The sequence below is a fragment of the Amycolatopsis sp. NPDC005961 genome (genome assembly GCF_040629235.1).
In the GTDB taxonomy this organism is placed as follows: Bacteria; Actinomycetota; Actinomycetes; order Mycobacteriales; family Pseudonocardiaceae; genus Amycolatopsis; species Amycolatopsis camponoti.
In genome coordinates this window covers 38,791-53,245 of record NZ_JBEXVF010000066.1, presented here as the reverse complement: position 1 = coordinate 53,245, position 14,455 = coordinate 38,791, and the positions used below count along the sequence as shown (strand labels likewise).

At 69.7% G+C, this 14,455-nt stretch carries 11 protein-coding genes; 8 read left to right on the top strand and 3 right to left on the bottom strand.

Annotated features, from left to right (window positions below; genetic code table 11):
• Positions 1 to 171: 171 nt before the first annotated feature.
• Positions 172 to 1,407, bottom strand: coding sequence for an ROK family transcriptional regulator (locus tag ABZ342_RS39115; RefSeq protein WP_360484231.1), 1,236 nt, complete (start codon positions 1,405 to 1,407; stop codon positions 172 to 174).
• Between the two features lie 132 nt (positions 1,408 to 1,539).
• Here ABZ342_RS39115 and ABZ342_RS39110 point away from each other — a divergent pair, with 132 nt between their 5' ends.
• The 8 genes from ABZ342_RS39110 (at position 1,540) to ABZ342_RS39075 (ending at position 10,950) form a co-directional block, all read left to right on the top strand.
• A complete protein-coding gene (locus ABZ342_RS39110) occupies positions 1,540 to 2,727 on the top strand; it encodes an ROK family transcriptional regulator (protein ID WP_360484228.1) in 1,188 nt (395 codons plus the stop codon).
• Positions 2,728 to 2,933: 206 nt separating this feature from the next.
• The gene (locus ABZ342_RS39105; RefSeq protein ID WP_360484225.1) at positions 2,934 to 4,604 is read left to right on the top strand and encodes an ABC transporter substrate-binding protein; all 1,671 of its coding nucleotides are present in this window, start codon (positions 2,934 to 2,936) and stop codon (positions 4,602 to 4,604) included.
• A gap of 15 nt (positions 4,605 to 4,619) precedes the next feature.
• Positions 4,620 to 5,699, top strand: coding sequence for an ABC transporter ATP-binding protein (locus ABZ342_RS39100; RefSeq protein ID WP_360484222.1), 1,080 nt, complete (start codon positions 4,620 to 4,622; stop codon positions 5,697 to 5,699).
• Positions 5,696 to 6,676: an ABC transporter permease gene (locus ABZ342_RS39095; RefSeq protein ID WP_360484219.1), complete on the top strand. Its 981-nt coding sequence runs from the start codon at positions 5,696 to 5,698 to the stop codon at positions 6,674 to 6,676. The genes ABZ342_RS39100 and ABZ342_RS39095 overlap by 4 nt, the downstream gene beginning before the upstream one ends.
• 1 nt (position 6,677) lies before the next feature.
• Entirely contained in the window at positions 6,678 to 7,670 is a 993-nt protein-coding gene (locus ABZ342_RS39090; RefSeq protein WP_360484216.1) for an ABC transporter permease, read from the top strand.
• Complete coding sequence (locus tag ABZ342_RS39085) at positions 7,667 to 8,662, top strand: ABC transporter ATP-binding protein (RefSeq protein WP_196425143.1); 996 nt, start codon at positions 7,667 to 7,669, stop codon at positions 8,660 to 8,662. Before ABZ342_RS39090 ends, ABZ342_RS39085 begins: the two co-directional genes overlap by 4 nt.
• Before the next feature lie 41 nt (positions 8,663 to 8,703).
• Positions 8,704 to 10,107, top strand: coding sequence for a GH1 family beta-glucosidase (locus ABZ342_RS39080; RefSeq protein ID WP_360484211.1), 1,404 nt, complete (start codon positions 8,704 to 8,706; stop codon positions 10,105 to 10,107).
• Positions 10,108 to 10,233: 126 nt separating this feature from the next.
• Positions 10,234 to 10,950, top strand: a complete 717-nt coding sequence (locus tag ABZ342_RS39075; protein ID WP_360484208.1) for a DUF2306 domain-containing protein — start codon at positions 10,234 to 10,236, stop codon at positions 10,948 to 10,950.
• On the opposite strand, the gene ABZ342_RS39070 is transcribed toward ABZ342_RS39075, so the two are convergent.
• A complete protein-coding gene (locus tag ABZ342_RS39070; protein WP_360484205.1) occupies positions 10,895 to 12,061 on the bottom strand; it encodes an acyl-CoA dehydrogenase family protein in 1,167 nt (388 codons plus the stop codon). The genes ABZ342_RS39075 and ABZ342_RS39070 overlap by 56 nt on opposite strands.
• Positions 12,058 to 14,400 (bottom strand): bifunctional salicylyl-CoA 5-hydroxylase/oxidoreductase, encoded by a 2,343-nt coding sequence (locus ABZ342_RS39065; RefSeq protein ID WP_360484202.1) that lies wholly within the window; start codon positions 14,398 to 14,400, stop codon positions 12,058 to 12,060. Before ABZ342_RS39065 ends, ABZ342_RS39070 begins: the two co-directional genes overlap by 4 nt.
• Between the last annotated feature and the right edge of the window lie 55 nt (positions 14,401 to 14,455).

Here is a 14,455-nt window from a genome sequence, read left to right as displayed (position 1 = left end):
TCCCGGGCACCCCGAAGCCCTCATTGTGACTACGGCCGGCGACACCGCGTCAAGGCGGGAAAGATGCCTTGACCCGGCGCCGCCGGCCGTGTTCTGGCTTCGGATCGGGGTGCGGGGGAGTCTGGGTTCTCTTCGGTGCCGGTTCTCGTGTCCGCTTGCTCGCTTGCCTGCTTAGGCTGCGTCGGAGTCCGGTGCTCCTGGCTTTGCCGTTCTTGATGTTGCTCCCTGGTCCAGGAGGTCTGCCACTGGCAGGGTTGCTGCTCCTGTTGCCACCGCGTCCAGGCCTAGGGAGCCCAGCTGGATCGATGTCTGGCTGAACGGGTGCTGTAGCGCGTGCTCGCCTGCCGCCTCGCGGATTCTTGGCAGCAGCAGCTCTCCCAGGGCCAGGCCGGCCCAGCCGCCGATCACTATGCGCTCCGGGTTGAACAAGTTGATCAAGTTTGCTATCCCGGCCCCCAGGTAGCCTGCCGTCTCGTCTAGGACGCGGGATGCCGTCTTCGACTTCGGGGCCGCCTCCAGCAGGGCCGCGAATTGGGCCTGCTCGTCCTCGCCCGGGACCTCCTTGCCGCGCACCTTGCGGTAGCGGGACAGCACCCCGGCCGCGCCGATGTACGCCTCCAGGCAGCCTCGCGCGCCGCAGCGGCAGTCGTTTCCGCCGTACGCGATCGTTGTGTGGCCCCACTCGCCCGCGCTGCTCGTCGATCCGCGGTACGTCGTCCCGTCCGTCACCACCGCCGCGCCCACGCCCGAGCCGATCAGTGCTATCACCGCGTGACGCGCTCCGCGGCCGGCGCCGAACCACATCTCCGCCTGGCCCTGCGTCTTCGCTCCGTTGTCGACGAACAAGGGCAGCCCGACGCCGGCCTCGCGCAGCAGCGATACCAGCGGCACCGCTTCCCAGCCGACCGTCGGCGCGTGCACCAGCACCCGCGATCCCTGCTCGACCATGCCCGGCACGCCGATGCCGACGCCCAGCACCGCCGAGTCGTCGATGCCCGCGCTCGCGAACACCTCGCGCAGGCCGGACGTCACCTGGTCGACCGCCGTCGCCGGGTCCGGTGCCTTCGGCAGGGGGTGCTCCACCGTCGCGAGGCGGTTCATCGCCAGGTCGAACAGCTCGACCTTGACGCCGGTCTCGCCGATGTCGACCCCCGCGACGTGCCCGTACGCCGGGTCGACGCGCAGCAGCACGCGGGGCCGTCCGCCGTCCGACTCGACCTGTCCCGCCTCCGTGATGAGCCGTTCTTCGCCCAGTTCGGCGGTCACGTTGCTGACCGTGGCCGCGCTCAATCCGGTGAGCTGGCTGAGTTCGTGTCGCGACAGCGGGCCGTCGAAGTAGAGTTTCGACAGCAGCAGGGAACGGTTGTGCCTCCGCAGGTCACGGACGGTGGTGCGCTTGCTCGCCATGGGCAACCCATCTGAACTCTTACCGGCTCCCTGCCAGAATGCCTGATCGCCGTAAGTTGTGGCTATGTATTAAGTGATGAACTAAGTCCCGAACCGATAGTGCCACGGACACTCTCTGGCACAATCCCCCAGGTGACCCAGGTGGTACGCCAGACAACGAGAGACCTCCGACGGCACAACCGCGCGGCGCTCCTGTCCTCCCTCTACCTCCGCGGCCCCGTCAGCAGACTGGAGCTAGTAGCTGAATCGGGACTTTCGGCCGCCACCGTTACCAACGTCGTCTCCGAGTTGATCGCCGACGGCGTCGTCGCGGAGGCCGGCTCGGTCGAATCCGACGGTGGGCGGCCGCGGACGCTGCTGGCCGTGCGGCCGGACTTCGGGCACGTCGTGGGCGTCGACGTCGGCGAAACGCACGTCGAGGTCGGCCTGTTCGACTGGGCGCTCGGGACGCTCGGCACCGTGCGTCACCCGCTCGTCGGCACCCGGCTGGATCCGGACGAAGTGGCCGGATTGGTGCGAACCGGCATCGCGGAAGTGCTCGAAGGCGGCGAACCGGACGCGGTGTTCGGCGTCGGCATCGGCGTGCCCGGCGCGGTCCGGGACGGCGGGATCGTGCACGCGCCGACCCTCGGCTGGCGTGGCGTGGCCTTCGCCGACCTGATCCACCCCCACATCGAAGCGCCCCTCCACCTCGACAACCGCGCCCGCACGCTCGGGCAGGCCGAGGCCTGGCGCGGTGCCGGCCGGGGTGCCGAACGCGCCATCGTCGCCCTCCTCGGCGTCGGGGTCGGGGCCGCCGTCGCGACGGCCGGGCGCTCGCACCCGGACATCACGACCAGCGAGTGGGGCCACACCGTCGTCAAGGCGGCCGGGGCGGCCTGCCGGTGCGGCTCGCACGGCTGCCTGGAGGCCTACGTCGGCACCGAGGCGGTCGTCCGCCACTACGCCGACCGGGTGGGCAAAGAACCGGTCATCGGGGACGAAAGCGACGACGAACTGGTGCGCATCGTGGCCGAGTCGCGGACCGCGGGCGCCGCCGCCGACGTGCTCGCCGAGACCGCCGAGTACCTGGGGATCGGCATCGCGAACCTGGTCAACCTGCTCAGCCCGGATCGGGTGGTGCTTTCCGGCTCGGCGGGGGCGATCATGGGACCGGCGATCCTGCCCGCCGTGCGCGACGCGGTGAGCCGGCACGCGCTCGACTACCTCGCCGGGCACACCGAGGTCGTCCTCGGCCGGCTCGGGCCGGAGGCGGTCGCGCTCGGCGCGGCCACCCTGCCCATCGCGCAGCTGCTCGCGAACGGGGGACGGACCGGCTGATTCCCTTGCGGCGCAAGGAGTAATGCGGCCGACAGGTCCAGACCGCCAGTTCTTTTATTACTTAAACTTAGGTACAAAACGTTACCGCCGTGTTATTGACGTGACCCGAGTCACCCGGGTTGACTTCTGGACGTCGTTCGGTCGCCGGCGGTCGGGGCTCGCTACCAGTCGACACCTACGCACGTCGTCGATGACTAGGAGGAACGATGCGAGTCAAGCGCTCCATCGTCGCAGCGCTGGTGGCCGTGATGGCCCTCGGAGGCCTGACCGCGTGTTCGGGCGGCAGCTCGAACGCCGCGCAGAGCAACCCGGACCAGGTGCTCAACGTGGGCAAGCCCGACGGCCCGCAGTCGGAGAACAACAACCCGTTCCTCGAGACGTCCGCCCTGTCCAACATGGGCTACCGGTGGATGATCTACGAGCCCCTGGTCATGCTCAACCGCGTCAAGCCGCAGGAGCCCGGCAAGCCGTGGCTGGCGACGAAGTGGGACTGGTCGGACAACTACAAGAAGCTGGTCCTGACCGTCCGTGACGGCGTCAAGTTCTCCGACGGCCAGCCGATGACCGCCGAGGACGTTGCCTACACGTTCCAGCTGCTGCGCGACAACAAGGCGCTGAACGTCGACGCGGTCCCGTACAAGGACATCACCCCGGCCGGCAACCAGGTGACGCTGGGCTTCGACAGCTCCCAGTTCGTCAACCAGGTCAAGATCCTGCAGACGCTCGTCGTGCCGAAGCACGCCTGGCAGTCCGTCAAGGACCCGGCGCTCGACACCGTGAAGAACCCGATCGGCACCGGGCCGTACACGCTCAAGTCGGCCACGCCGCAGACGATGATCGTCACCCGGCGCGACAGCGGCTACTGGCAGGAAGCGCCGAAGGTCAAGGAGATCCGCTACACCTCCTACACCGACAACAACGCGCAGGTCGCGGCGCTGGTCAGCGGGGCGTCGGAGTGGAGCTTCGTCTTCATCCCGAACTACAAGGCCGTCTACACGAACAAGGACCCGCAGCACTACAAGCTGTGGTTCCCCGCGCAGCTGGCCGTCCACGGCCTGTGGTTCAACACGGAGAAGGCGCCGTGGAACGACGCGAAGCTGCGTCAGGCGGTCAGCAAGGTGATCAACCGCGACGACATCTTCAACCAGGGCGAGGCCGGCTACTTCTACCCGAAGAACGACCAGGTCACCGGCATTCCGACGCCGGCGGGCGACCCGTTCATCGCGCCGCAGTACAAGGGCCAGACGGTCCAGGTCGACGTCCCGGGCGCCAAGTCGCTGCTGACGGGCGCGGGCTACAAGTTCAACGGCGACAAGCTGGCGGACCCGAGCGGCAAGCCGGTCACCCTCAAGCTCACCGTCCCGTCGGGCTGGTCGGACTACATCACCGACCTGGAGATCATCAAGGACAACCTGTCGCAGATCGGCATCACCGCGACGGTCGAGAAGATGAACCAGGACGCGTGGATCAAGTCGGTCGACACCGGTGACTTCGAGGGCCTGATGCACTGGACCAACGACGGTGCGACGCCGTACGACATGTACCGCGACGTGATGGACGGCAACCGCTACAAGCCGACCGGCCAGGGTGGCATCAACGGCAACTACGGCCGCTTCAAGAACGACGAGGCGACCAAGGCGCTCGAGACCTACGCCAACGCCGAGGACGACGCCGCCCGCACCGCCGCCATGGCGACGCTGCAGAAGATCATGATCGACCAGCAGCCGATGGTCCCGACCTCGGCGGCCAACTCCGGTGGCGAGTACAGCACGAAGAACTGGGTCGGCTGGCCGGACGAGGCCAACCCGTACGGCCCGGCGCAGCCCACCCTGCGCAACGCGCTCGACATCGTCCTGCACCTGAAGCCCGCGGCCTGATCGATGGCGGAGTCCGTGGCAACGACCGAGCAGTCCCCCTCCGACCCCGTCGCCGTCGGGTCGGAGGGGGACCTCCCCGTCGTCCTGGAGGCGGCGGGACTCACCAAGCACTTCCCCGTCCGCCGCAAAGGCCGCGCGGCCCTCACCGGGCCGCGGCGTGCCGTCCAGGCCGTCGACGACGTGACCCTCACGCTGCGGCGGGGCCGGGTCACTGCCCTCGTCGGCGAGTCCGGCTCGGGCAAGTCGACGGTCGCGCGGCTGCTCGCGGGGCTCTACCCGCGCACCGACGGGGAGATCCGGCTGCACGGCGAGACCGTGAACGTCAAGCACGGCCGGGCGTTCCGCGCCTACGCCCGGCGGGTCCAGATGATCTTCCAGGACCCGTTCGCGTCGCTGAACCCCGTGCACACCGTGCGGTACCACCTGACGCGGGCGCTGAAGATCCACGGCCGGGCGGGTGACGACCTCGAGAAGTCGCTGCACGACCTGCTCGCCCGCGTCCAGATGACGCCGCCGGAGCGGTACATCGACAAGTTCCCGCACGAGCTGTCCGGCGGGCAGCGCCAGCGCGTCGCCATCGCGCGGGCGCTGGGCGCCGACCCGGAGGCGCTGCTGGCCGACGAGCCGGTGTCCATGTTGGACGTCTCCATCCGGCTCGGTGTGCTGAACCTGTTGCGGGACCTCAAGGAGCGCCTGCACCTGGCCATCCTGTACATCACGCACGACATCGCGTCGGCGCGTTACTTCGCCGACGAGACGATGGTGATGTACGCGGGCCGGATGGTCGAAGGCGGCGACAGCGAGACCATCACGCAGAGCCCGGCGCACCCGTACACGCGCCTGCTCATCGACTCCGCGCCCGATCCCGACCGGCTGGTCGGCGGCGCGGCCGAGCTCGACCCCGGCGAGGTACCCGCCGAACGCGGGGCCGGCGAGCCGCCGAGCCTGATCGACCCGCCGTCCGGCTGCCGGTTCCACCCGCGCTGCCCGGTGGCGATGGAGCGGTGCAAGACCGACCTGCCGCCGCGGTTCGAGGTCGACGACGCGCCCGGCCACTGGGCCGCGTGCTGGCTGTACGACGGAGCCGCCCGATGAGGTTCCTGCTGCAACGGCTGGCCTTCTACGTCTTCACCGCGTGGGCCGCCGTCACCATCAACTTCTTCATCCCGCGGATGATCCCGGGTGACCCGGTGCAGTCGCTGATCGCGAAGAACCAGGGCATGATCAGCGCGGAAGCGATGCAGTCGCTGTACACCCTCTTCGGTCTGGACAAGAACGAAAGCCTGATCTCCCAGTACTTCGACTACTGGGGCCAGCTCTTCCGCGGTGACCTCGGGATCTCGTTCACGTTCTTCCCGTCGCCGGTGTCGGAGCTGATCGGCGACAGCCTGCCGTGGACGATCATCCTGGTCGGCATCACCACGATCGTCGGCTTCGCGCTCGGCACCGGGCTCGGCGTGGTCGCCGGCTGGAAGCGCGGCTCGTGGGTCGACGGCCTGCTGCCGGTGACGACGTTCCTCTCGTCGATCCCGTACTTCTGGCTCGGCCTGATCGCGCTCGCGCTGCTGGCCGGCCCGGGCAGCTTCTTCCCGTCGTCCGGCGGCTACGACCCGGGCACCATCCCGGGCTGGGACGGCACGTTCATCGGCAGCGCGATCCAGCACAGCCTGCTGCCCGCGCTGACCATCCTGATCAGCTCGATGGGCAGCTGGATCCTGGGCATGCGCAACATGATGGTCACCGTCGCGTCGGAGGACTACGTCACCGTCGCGCACGCCAAGGGCCTGCCCGAGCGCCGGGTGATGGTCGGGTACGCCGCCCGCAACGCGCTGCTGCCGAGCGTGTCCGGCTTCGCGCTGGCGCTCGGGTTCATCGTCGGCGGCACGCTGCTGGTGGAGATCGTCTTCTCCTACCCCGGCGTCGGCTACCAGCTGTTCCAGGCCGTCGGCTCGCAGGACTACCCGCTGATGCAGGGCATCTTCCTGATCATCACGCTGTCCGTGCTGGTCGCGAACCTGTTCGCCGACGTCGCGTACCTCGCGCTCGACCCCCGCACCCGGAAGGAGGGCTGACATGGCCGTACCCGCGGCGGACGTCAAAGCCGCCCAAGCCCTCCCCGTCGACGCGATCGCCGGGCGTGCCAAGCGGCGCCGGTTCCGGTTCCTCACCGGCGGCAAGGCGGTCACCGGCCTGAGCGTGCTCGTGTTCTTCGTCGTGATCGCGGTCATCGGCGAGTGGATCGCGCCGTACGACCCGTCGGCGCGCAGCAACGACCTGCTGGAGGGGCCGTCGGGCAAGCACTGGTTCGGCACCACCCACCTCGGGCAGGACATCTTCAGCCAGGTGGTGGTCGGCACGCGCAGCGTCATGCTCGTCGGGCTGACCGCCGGGATCGTCGCGACGATCCTCGCCGTGATCGTCGGCGTGACATCCGGCTACCTGGGCGGGACGCCCGGTGAAGGACTGTCCGCACTGTCCAATGTGTTCCTGGTGATCCCGGCGCTGCCGCTGATCATCATCATCGGCAGCGCGGTGCCCACCGGCGGTGACTACCTGGTGGCGGTCATCATCGGCTTCACGTCGTGGGCGTGGGGCGCGCGAGTCCTCAGAGCGCAGACTCTTTCCTTGCGGGGCCGGGAATACGTCGAAGCGGCCCGGGCGACCGGCGAGTCGACGTGGCGGATCATCTTCTTCGAGATCCTGCCGAACCTGACCGCGGTGATCGCGTCCAGCTTCGTCGGCACGGTGATCTTCGCGGTGATGTCGGAGATCACGCTCGCGTTCGTCGGCGTCTCGGGACTGTCCAACTGGAACTGGGGCACGATCCTGTTCTGGGCGCAGAGCCAGCAGGCCCTCGCGCAGGGCGCGTGGTGGTGGTTCGTGCCGGCCGGGCTGGCGATCGCGATCCTCGGCACCGCGTTGTCCCTGCTCAACTTCGGCATCGACGAGTTCGTCAGCCCGCGGCTGCGCGGCAGCGGCAAGGCCCGCGTCAAGGGTGCCGACGGACGCACGCATCGCATGCGCGTGGGCTTCACGCCCGTGCTCGGGCGGGAGGAACAGCCATGATGGACCCGGTCCTGGAGATCAAGGGCCTGGACGTCGACTACGGCGTCGGCGACGAGGCCGTGCGCGCGGTCCGGGACGTGCACCTGACGCTGCACCGCGGCGAAGTCCTCGGCCTGGCGGGGGAAAGCGGCAGCGGGAAGTCCACTTTGGCCTACGGGCTGACGCGGCTGCTCGCACCGCCGGGCGTGATCCGCGGCGGTGAGGTGATCTACCACCCGGCGGACGGCGAGCCCTACGACGTTCTTCGACTGTCCGACAAGCAGCTGCGGGACTTCCGGTGGGCGGAGACGTCCATCGTGTTCCAGGGCGCGATGAACTCGCTGAACCCGGTGCACAAGGTCGTCACGCAGCTGGTCGACGTCATCAAGGCGCACGAGCCGAAGTCGACTCGCGCGAGCCGGGTGGCGCGGGCCCGTGACCTGCTCAAGCTGGTCGGCATCTCGGCCGACCGGCTGGAGGCGTTCCCGCACCAGCTGTCGGGCGGCATGCGCCAGCGCGTGATGATCGCGATGGCGCTGGCGCTCGAACCACGCGTCGTCATCATGGACGAGCCGACCACCGCGCTCGACGTCGTCATGCAGCGCCAGATCCTCGGCCAGCTCGTGGAACTGCGGGAACGGCTGGGCTTCTCGGTCCTGTTCATCACGCACGACCTTTCGCTGCTGGTGGAGTTCTCGGACCGGATCGCGATCATGTACGGCGGCCGGATCGTCGAGCAGGCGCCGGCGGCCGAGCTCTACCGGGACGCGCTGCACCCGTACAGCTTCGGCCTGCTGAACTCGTTCCCGGCCCTGCGCGGTCCGCGCCGCGAGCTGGCCGGGATCCCGGGGTCACCGCCGGACACGCGCGGCATGCCGGCCGGCTGCGCGTTCCACCCGCGGTGCCCCAAGGCCTTCGAGCCGTGCGACTCGAAGGTGCCCGAGCTCGGCCTGCCCGGTGGCGACCCGACCCGCGAAGTGGCGTGCTTCCTGCACCCCGTCGCCGCCCACTGAACGCCGTCCGTCCTGTCCGGTACACCTGGAGGAGACCCGCCTTGACCGAGACCACAGCCGCGACCGCCGAACAGCAGGCGCTGATCGACACGCTGCCGCCGGACTTCCGCTGGGGCGTGGCCACCGCCGCGTACCAGATCGAAGGCGCGGTCGCGGAAGACGGGCGCACACCGTCCATCTGGGACACTTTCTGCCAGGTCCCGTGGGCGATCGACAACAATGACAACGGTGACATCGCGTGCGACCACTACCACCGGATGCCGGCGGACATTGGGCTGGTCGGCGAGCTGGGCGCGGACACCTACCGGTTTTCCGTGGCGTGGCCCCGGGTCCAGCCGCGCGGCCGCGGTGGCGTCAACGAGGCGGGCATCGGGTTCTACGAGCGGCTGGTCGACGAGACCCTAGAGCGCGGCGTCACGCCATGGCTGACGCTGTACCACTGGGACCTGCCGCAGGAGCTCGAGGACGCGGGCGGCTGGCCGGCCCGCGACACGGCGTACCGGTTCGCGGACTACGCGATGCTGGTGTTCGGCCGGCTGTCCGATCGCGTCCGGCACTGGACGACGCTGAACGAGCCGTGGTGCTCGGCGATGCACGGGTACGTCCACGGCGTGATGGCGCCCGGGCGGCGTGACTACACCGCCGGGCTGCACGCCGTGCACCACCTGCTGCTGGGCCACGGCCTCGCGACGCAGCGGATGCGCGAGGCCGCGCCGCCGGACACGGAGTTCGGCATCACGCTCAACATGTGCACGGCCGACCCCGCGACGGACTCGCCGGAGGACGTCCGCGCGGCGCGGCAGGCCGACGGCCTCGGCGTCCGGATCTACCTGGACCCGCTGGTCAAGGGTGAGTACCCGGCGGATGTCGTCGAGGACCTGGCCGACCGCGGGGTGAAGCTGCCGATCCAGGACGGCGACCTGTCCGTGATCTCGACCCCGCTGGACTTCCTCGGCGTGAACTACTACTTCGGCCAGCAGTTCTCGGGCGTGGACGAGTCCGGCAAGGCGGTGGACGACGACGGCGTCCCGGCGTCCCGCACGGTCCCGTTCGGCGAGCCGACGACGGCGATGGGCTGGGAGATCCTGCCGGACAAGTTCACCGAGCTGCTGACCCGGCTGGGCCGCGACTACCCGGGCCTCCCGATGTACATTACGGAGAACGGTTCGGCGTTCGACGACGACCCGGACTCGTCCGGCTTCGTCCGCGACGAGCAACGCACGGCGTACCTGGCGTCGCACATCGCGGCCGTGGCGGCGGCCCGCAATGCCGGCGCGGACGTGCGCGGGTACTTCGCATGGTCCCTTTTGGACAACTTCGAGTGGGCGTACGGCTACGCGAAGCGCTTCGGCCTGATCCGCGTGGACTACGAGACCCAGGAGCGCACGATCAAGCAGAGCGGCTACTTCTACCGCGACACGGTTCGCCGGGTCCGCGGCAGCTGAGGCGTCACCCGGTCGGGGGTGGGGTACGCCCCACCCCCGCGTCGGTGGTGCGCACCATGGTCGTCAACCCCTGGGCACCCCTAACGTCGGACGGGCAAGATCCCGCATCGACTGACAGGGGGAACCATGGCGGTCCGGACCGAGGCCAGGCCCATCCCGCGCCCGGTGACGACGGCGAAGGCCTGGTGGCGACGGCCGTGGATCGGCCCGCTGGCGCTCGTCGTGCTCGCCTTCCTCTCCTTCTCATTGCCGCCGTACCTGGCGCTCGACCCCGCGCAGTCGCGGGTCCCGGCGCCCGAAGGGTTCCCGGCGCACTACTGGTTCCTCGTCGGGCACGTCGTCTTCGGCTCGATCGCGATGATCGGCGCGGTGCTGCAGATCTGGCCGTGGCTGCGCCGGACACACCCGGTGGTCCACCGCTACGCCGGCCGCGCGTACGTGTTCGCGGGGGTGCTGCCGTCCGGGCTGATGGCCCTGACGATCGGGTCGCAGAGCCCGTTCGGCCCGGTGACGCGCGTCAGCGACGTGCTCGCCTCGGTGCTGTGGATCGGCTGCACGATCGCCGGCTGGCGCGCGGTCCGCGAGCGCCGCTTCGGCGACCATCGCAAGTGGATGATCCGCAGCGTGACGCTGACCTTCTCGATCATCGTCAACCGCGTGATCTCACCGATCGCGATGATCGTGCTGGAGCCGCAGATCCCCACGACTTTCGGCGGCAGCGAGCTGGCCTACAGCCAGAGCGTCGGCGCCCTGTCGTCCTGGGGCGGGCTGGCGTTCGCGCTGATCGTCAGCCAGCTGATCCTGGAGCGGCGGCCCGCGAAGAAGCCAGCCAGCGTGCGATGATCGTCCGCTGGATCTCCGACGCCCCTTCGTAGATGCGCGGGGCCCGGACTTCGCGGTAGAGGTGTTCGAGCAGGTGCCCGCGTCGCAAGGCGCGGGCGCCGTGCAGCTGGACCGCCGAGTCGACGACGAACTGGGCCGCCTCCGTCGCGAACAGCTTCGCCATCGCCGCGCGGCCGCCGAGGTTCTGCTCGCCCGCGTCGTACGCGCCCGCGGCCGCGTAGACCAGGAGCCGAGCCGCTTCCGTACGCGTCGCCATCTCCGCGAGCGCGTGCGCCACCGCCTGCTGCTTGATCAGTGGCCCACCGAAGGCTTCCCGCGCACCGGTGTAGTCCACAGTGGCCTCCAGTGCCGCCTGGGCCATCCCGACCGCGAACGCGCCGACGCTGGGGCGGAACAGGTCCAGCGTCCGCATCGCCACCGCGAAGCCGCGGTTCTCCTCGCCGAGCAGCTCCTCGCGCCGGACCTCGACGCCGTCGAACGTGAGCGTGCCGATCGGGTGCGGGCTGACCAGGTCCAGGTGCTCGCCGCCCAGTCCCGGCCGGTCGGCGGGGACGACGAACGCGCTGACCCCCCGGGCGCCGGCGCCTTCCGTCGTACGGGCGAACACCGTGTAGAAGTCGGCTTCCGGAGCGTTCGAGATCCACATCTTCTCGCCCGTCAGGCGCCAACCGTCGCCGTCGGGCTCGGCCGCCAGTGACAGCGCGGCCGCGTCCGAACCGGCGTCCGGCTCGGTCAGCGCGAACGCCGCCACCGCGTCCCCGGCCGCCACGGCGGGCAGCCACTTCGCGACCTGATCGTCCTGTCCGGACTGGAGGATCGGGTAACTTCCCAGTCCCTGCAACGCCAGCGCCGTTTCGGCCTCGGTGTTCACCGTGGCCAGGTTCTCCCGCAGGATGCACAGGTCGGTGGCGGCCGCTTGGCGGGACGGCTTACCGGAAGCGACACCGGGGAAGAGCCGCGCGAGCAGGCCGAGCGCGCCCATCTCCTTGAGGAGCGGGCGGTTCACCGCACCCTCCACACCGGACTCGGCGAGCGGACGCAGCTGCTCCGAACCCAGCCGCCGCACCTCCGCGGCGAACGCCTGCTGGGACGGGTCGAGGGTGAAGGTCATGACGGGGCTCCCGGTCGCCAGCGGGCATGGGACGTGCCGGTCGGACCCGACCGGACGAGGTCGAGCCGCGGCTCCGGGCCGTCGGTGCGGCCCGACTGCGGCTTCCGGCTACCGGCGGCGAACGGCTTCGGCCACGGCATCGGGTAGCCCTGCTCGGCCGCCGCGTGCAATGTCCACTGTGGATCATAGAGGTGCGTGCGGCCCAGTGCGCAGAGGTCCGCGCGTCCGGCCAGGACGAGCGAGTTGACGTCGTCGTACGACGAAATCGCACCGACCGCGATCACCGCGATGCCGTACTCCTCGCCGATCTCGTTGCGGATCCGGTCCGCGTACGGCGTCTGGTAGCTGCGGCCGTACTGCGGCTTCTCGTCGCTGACGACCTGGCCGGTCGAGACGTCGATGCCGTTCGCTCCGTGGGAAGCGAAGGCGCGGGCGATCTCGACCGCGTCGTCGGCACCGATGCCGCCGTCGGCCCAGTCGGTCGCCGAGATCCGGACGGTCATCGGCCGCTCGGCGGGCCAAGCCGCGCGCACCGCGTCGAAGACTTCGAGCGGGAACCGCAGCCGGTTCTCGAGCGGGCCGCCGTACTCGTCGTCACGCCGGTTGGTCAGCGGCGAGAGGAACGACGACAGCAGGTAGCCGTGCGCGCAGTGCAGTTCGAGGACGTCGAACCCGGCGCGGGCGGCCGCCTCGGCGCAGGCGACAAACTCGTCGCGGATCGCCGCCATCTCCGAAGTGGACAGTGCGCGCGGGACCTGGTTCTGCGAGGAGTACGGCAAAGCCGAAGGGGCGCAGACCTCCCAGTTGCCCGCGGGCAGTGGCTCGTCGATGCCGTCCCACATGAGCTTCGTCGACCCCTTGCGCCCCGAGTGTCCCAATTGGACACCGATGCGGGCGGGGGACTGCGAATGCACGAAGTCGACGACGCGCTTCCAGCCCGCTTCCTGCTCCGCCGTGTACAGCCCGCCGCAGCCGGGCGTGATCCGGCCTTCGGGGGAGACGCAGACCATCTCGGTCATCACCAGCCCGGCGCCGCCGAGGGCCTTGCTTCCCAGGTGCACCAGGTGGAAGTCGCCCGGCACACCGTCCACAGCGGAATACATGTCCATCGGCGACACGACGATCCGGTTCGGCAACTCCAGCGAACCGAGCTTGAACGGCTGGAACATCGGCGGCCGCGACGTCGTGCCGAGCGACGTCGCGAACCAGTGGTCCAGCTCGGTCGCGAACTCGGGGTCGCGCAGCCGGAGGTTGTCGTAGGTGACCCGGCGGCTGCGCGTGAGGATGTTGAACGCGAACTGCGGCGGCTCCTGGTGCGCGTACTGCGCGATGTTCTCGAACCACTCCAGGCTCGCCTGCGCGGCGCGCTGCGTCGACTGGACGACCGGACGCCGTTCCAGCTCGTACGCCTTGAGCGCCTCGGCGACACCGTCGTTTTCGTGCAGGCAGGCGGCCAGCGCGAGCGCGTCCTCCATCGCCAGCTTCGTGCCGGAGCCGATCGAGAAGTGCGCGGTGTGCGCGGCGTCGCCGAGGAGGACGACGTTGCCGTGCACCCAGGTCTCGCAGCGCACGGTGCCGAACGTGACCCACTTCGAGTTGTTCGCCATGATCTTGTGGTCGCCGAGGACGTCGGCGCACAGCTCGCGGATCAGCGCGATGGACTTCTCGTCGCTCTCGCCCGGTTTGAGGGACGTCGCCGCGATCGGCCCGAACGTCCGCTGCCAGACGTCTTCCTGCACCTCGAGGATGAACGTACTGCCGTCGCGCCCGTACGGGTAGCCGTGGATCTGCATGATCCCGGCCGGTGTCTCGAGGACGTAGAACTTGAAGGCGTCGAACACCAGGTCCGTGCCCAGCCAGATGTAGCGGCACCGGCGCGTCTCGACGCTCGGCCGGAAGGTTTCGGCGTGGGCGGCGCGGACCGCGGAGTTGACGCCGTCGGCGGCGACGACCAGGTCATAACCCGAGAGGTCCGCTGGGGCCTCCTCGCGGAAGTGGAGGCCGACGCCGAGTTCGGCGCAGCGGCTCTGCAGGATGCCGAGCAAGCGCTTGCGGCTCATCGCGGCGAAGCCGTGGCCGCCCGAGGTGGTGACCGTGCCGCGGTAGTGGACGTCGATGTCGTCCCAGCGCGCGAACTCGGCGCGCATCGCTTCGTGCACGGCCGGGTCGGCGTGCTCGATGCCGCCGAGCGTCTCGTCGGAGAACACGACGCCGAAGCCGAAGGTGTCGTCCGGGGCGTTGCGCTCCCAGACGGTGATTTCGTGTCCGGGACCGAGCTGTTTCGCCAGCGCGGCGAAGTACAGACCCGCCGGGCCGCCACCGATGACCGCGATACGCACGCCGACCAGGGTATGTCGTCACCTCTACGACCGTCAATAACGCGATAGATGGCGT

Excerpts from the sequence above, each read along its gene's own strand:
- ABZ342_RS39115 (WP_360484231.1), bottom strand. The coding sequence starts at position 1,407 with ATGGCGAGCAAGCGCACCACCGTCCGTGACCTGCGGAGGCACAACCGT.
- ABZ342_RS39095 (WP_360484219.1), top strand. The coding sequence starts at position 5,696 with ATGAGGTTCCTGCTGCAACGGCTGGCCTTCTACGTCTTCACCGCGTGG.
- ABZ342_RS39075 (WP_360484208.1), top strand. The coding sequence starts at position 10,234 with ATGGCGGTCCGGACCGAGGCCAGGCCCATCCCGCGCCCGGTGACGACG.
- ABZ342_RS39090 (WP_360484216.1), top strand. The coding sequence starts at position 6,678 with ATGGCCGTACCCGCGGCGGACGTCAAAGCCGCCCAAGCCCTCCCCGTC.
- ABZ342_RS39070 (WP_360484205.1), bottom strand. The coding sequence starts at position 12,061 with ATGACCTTCACCCTCGACCCGTCCCAGCAGGCGTTCGCCGCGGAGGTG.
- ABZ342_RS39105 (WP_360484225.1), top strand. The coding sequence starts at position 2,934 with ATGCGAGTCAAGCGCTCCATCGTCGCAGCGCTGGTGGCCGTGATGGCC.
- ABZ342_RS39085 (WP_196425143.1), top strand. The coding sequence starts at position 7,667 with ATGATGGACCCGGTCCTGGAGATCAAGGGCCTGGACGTCGACTACGGC.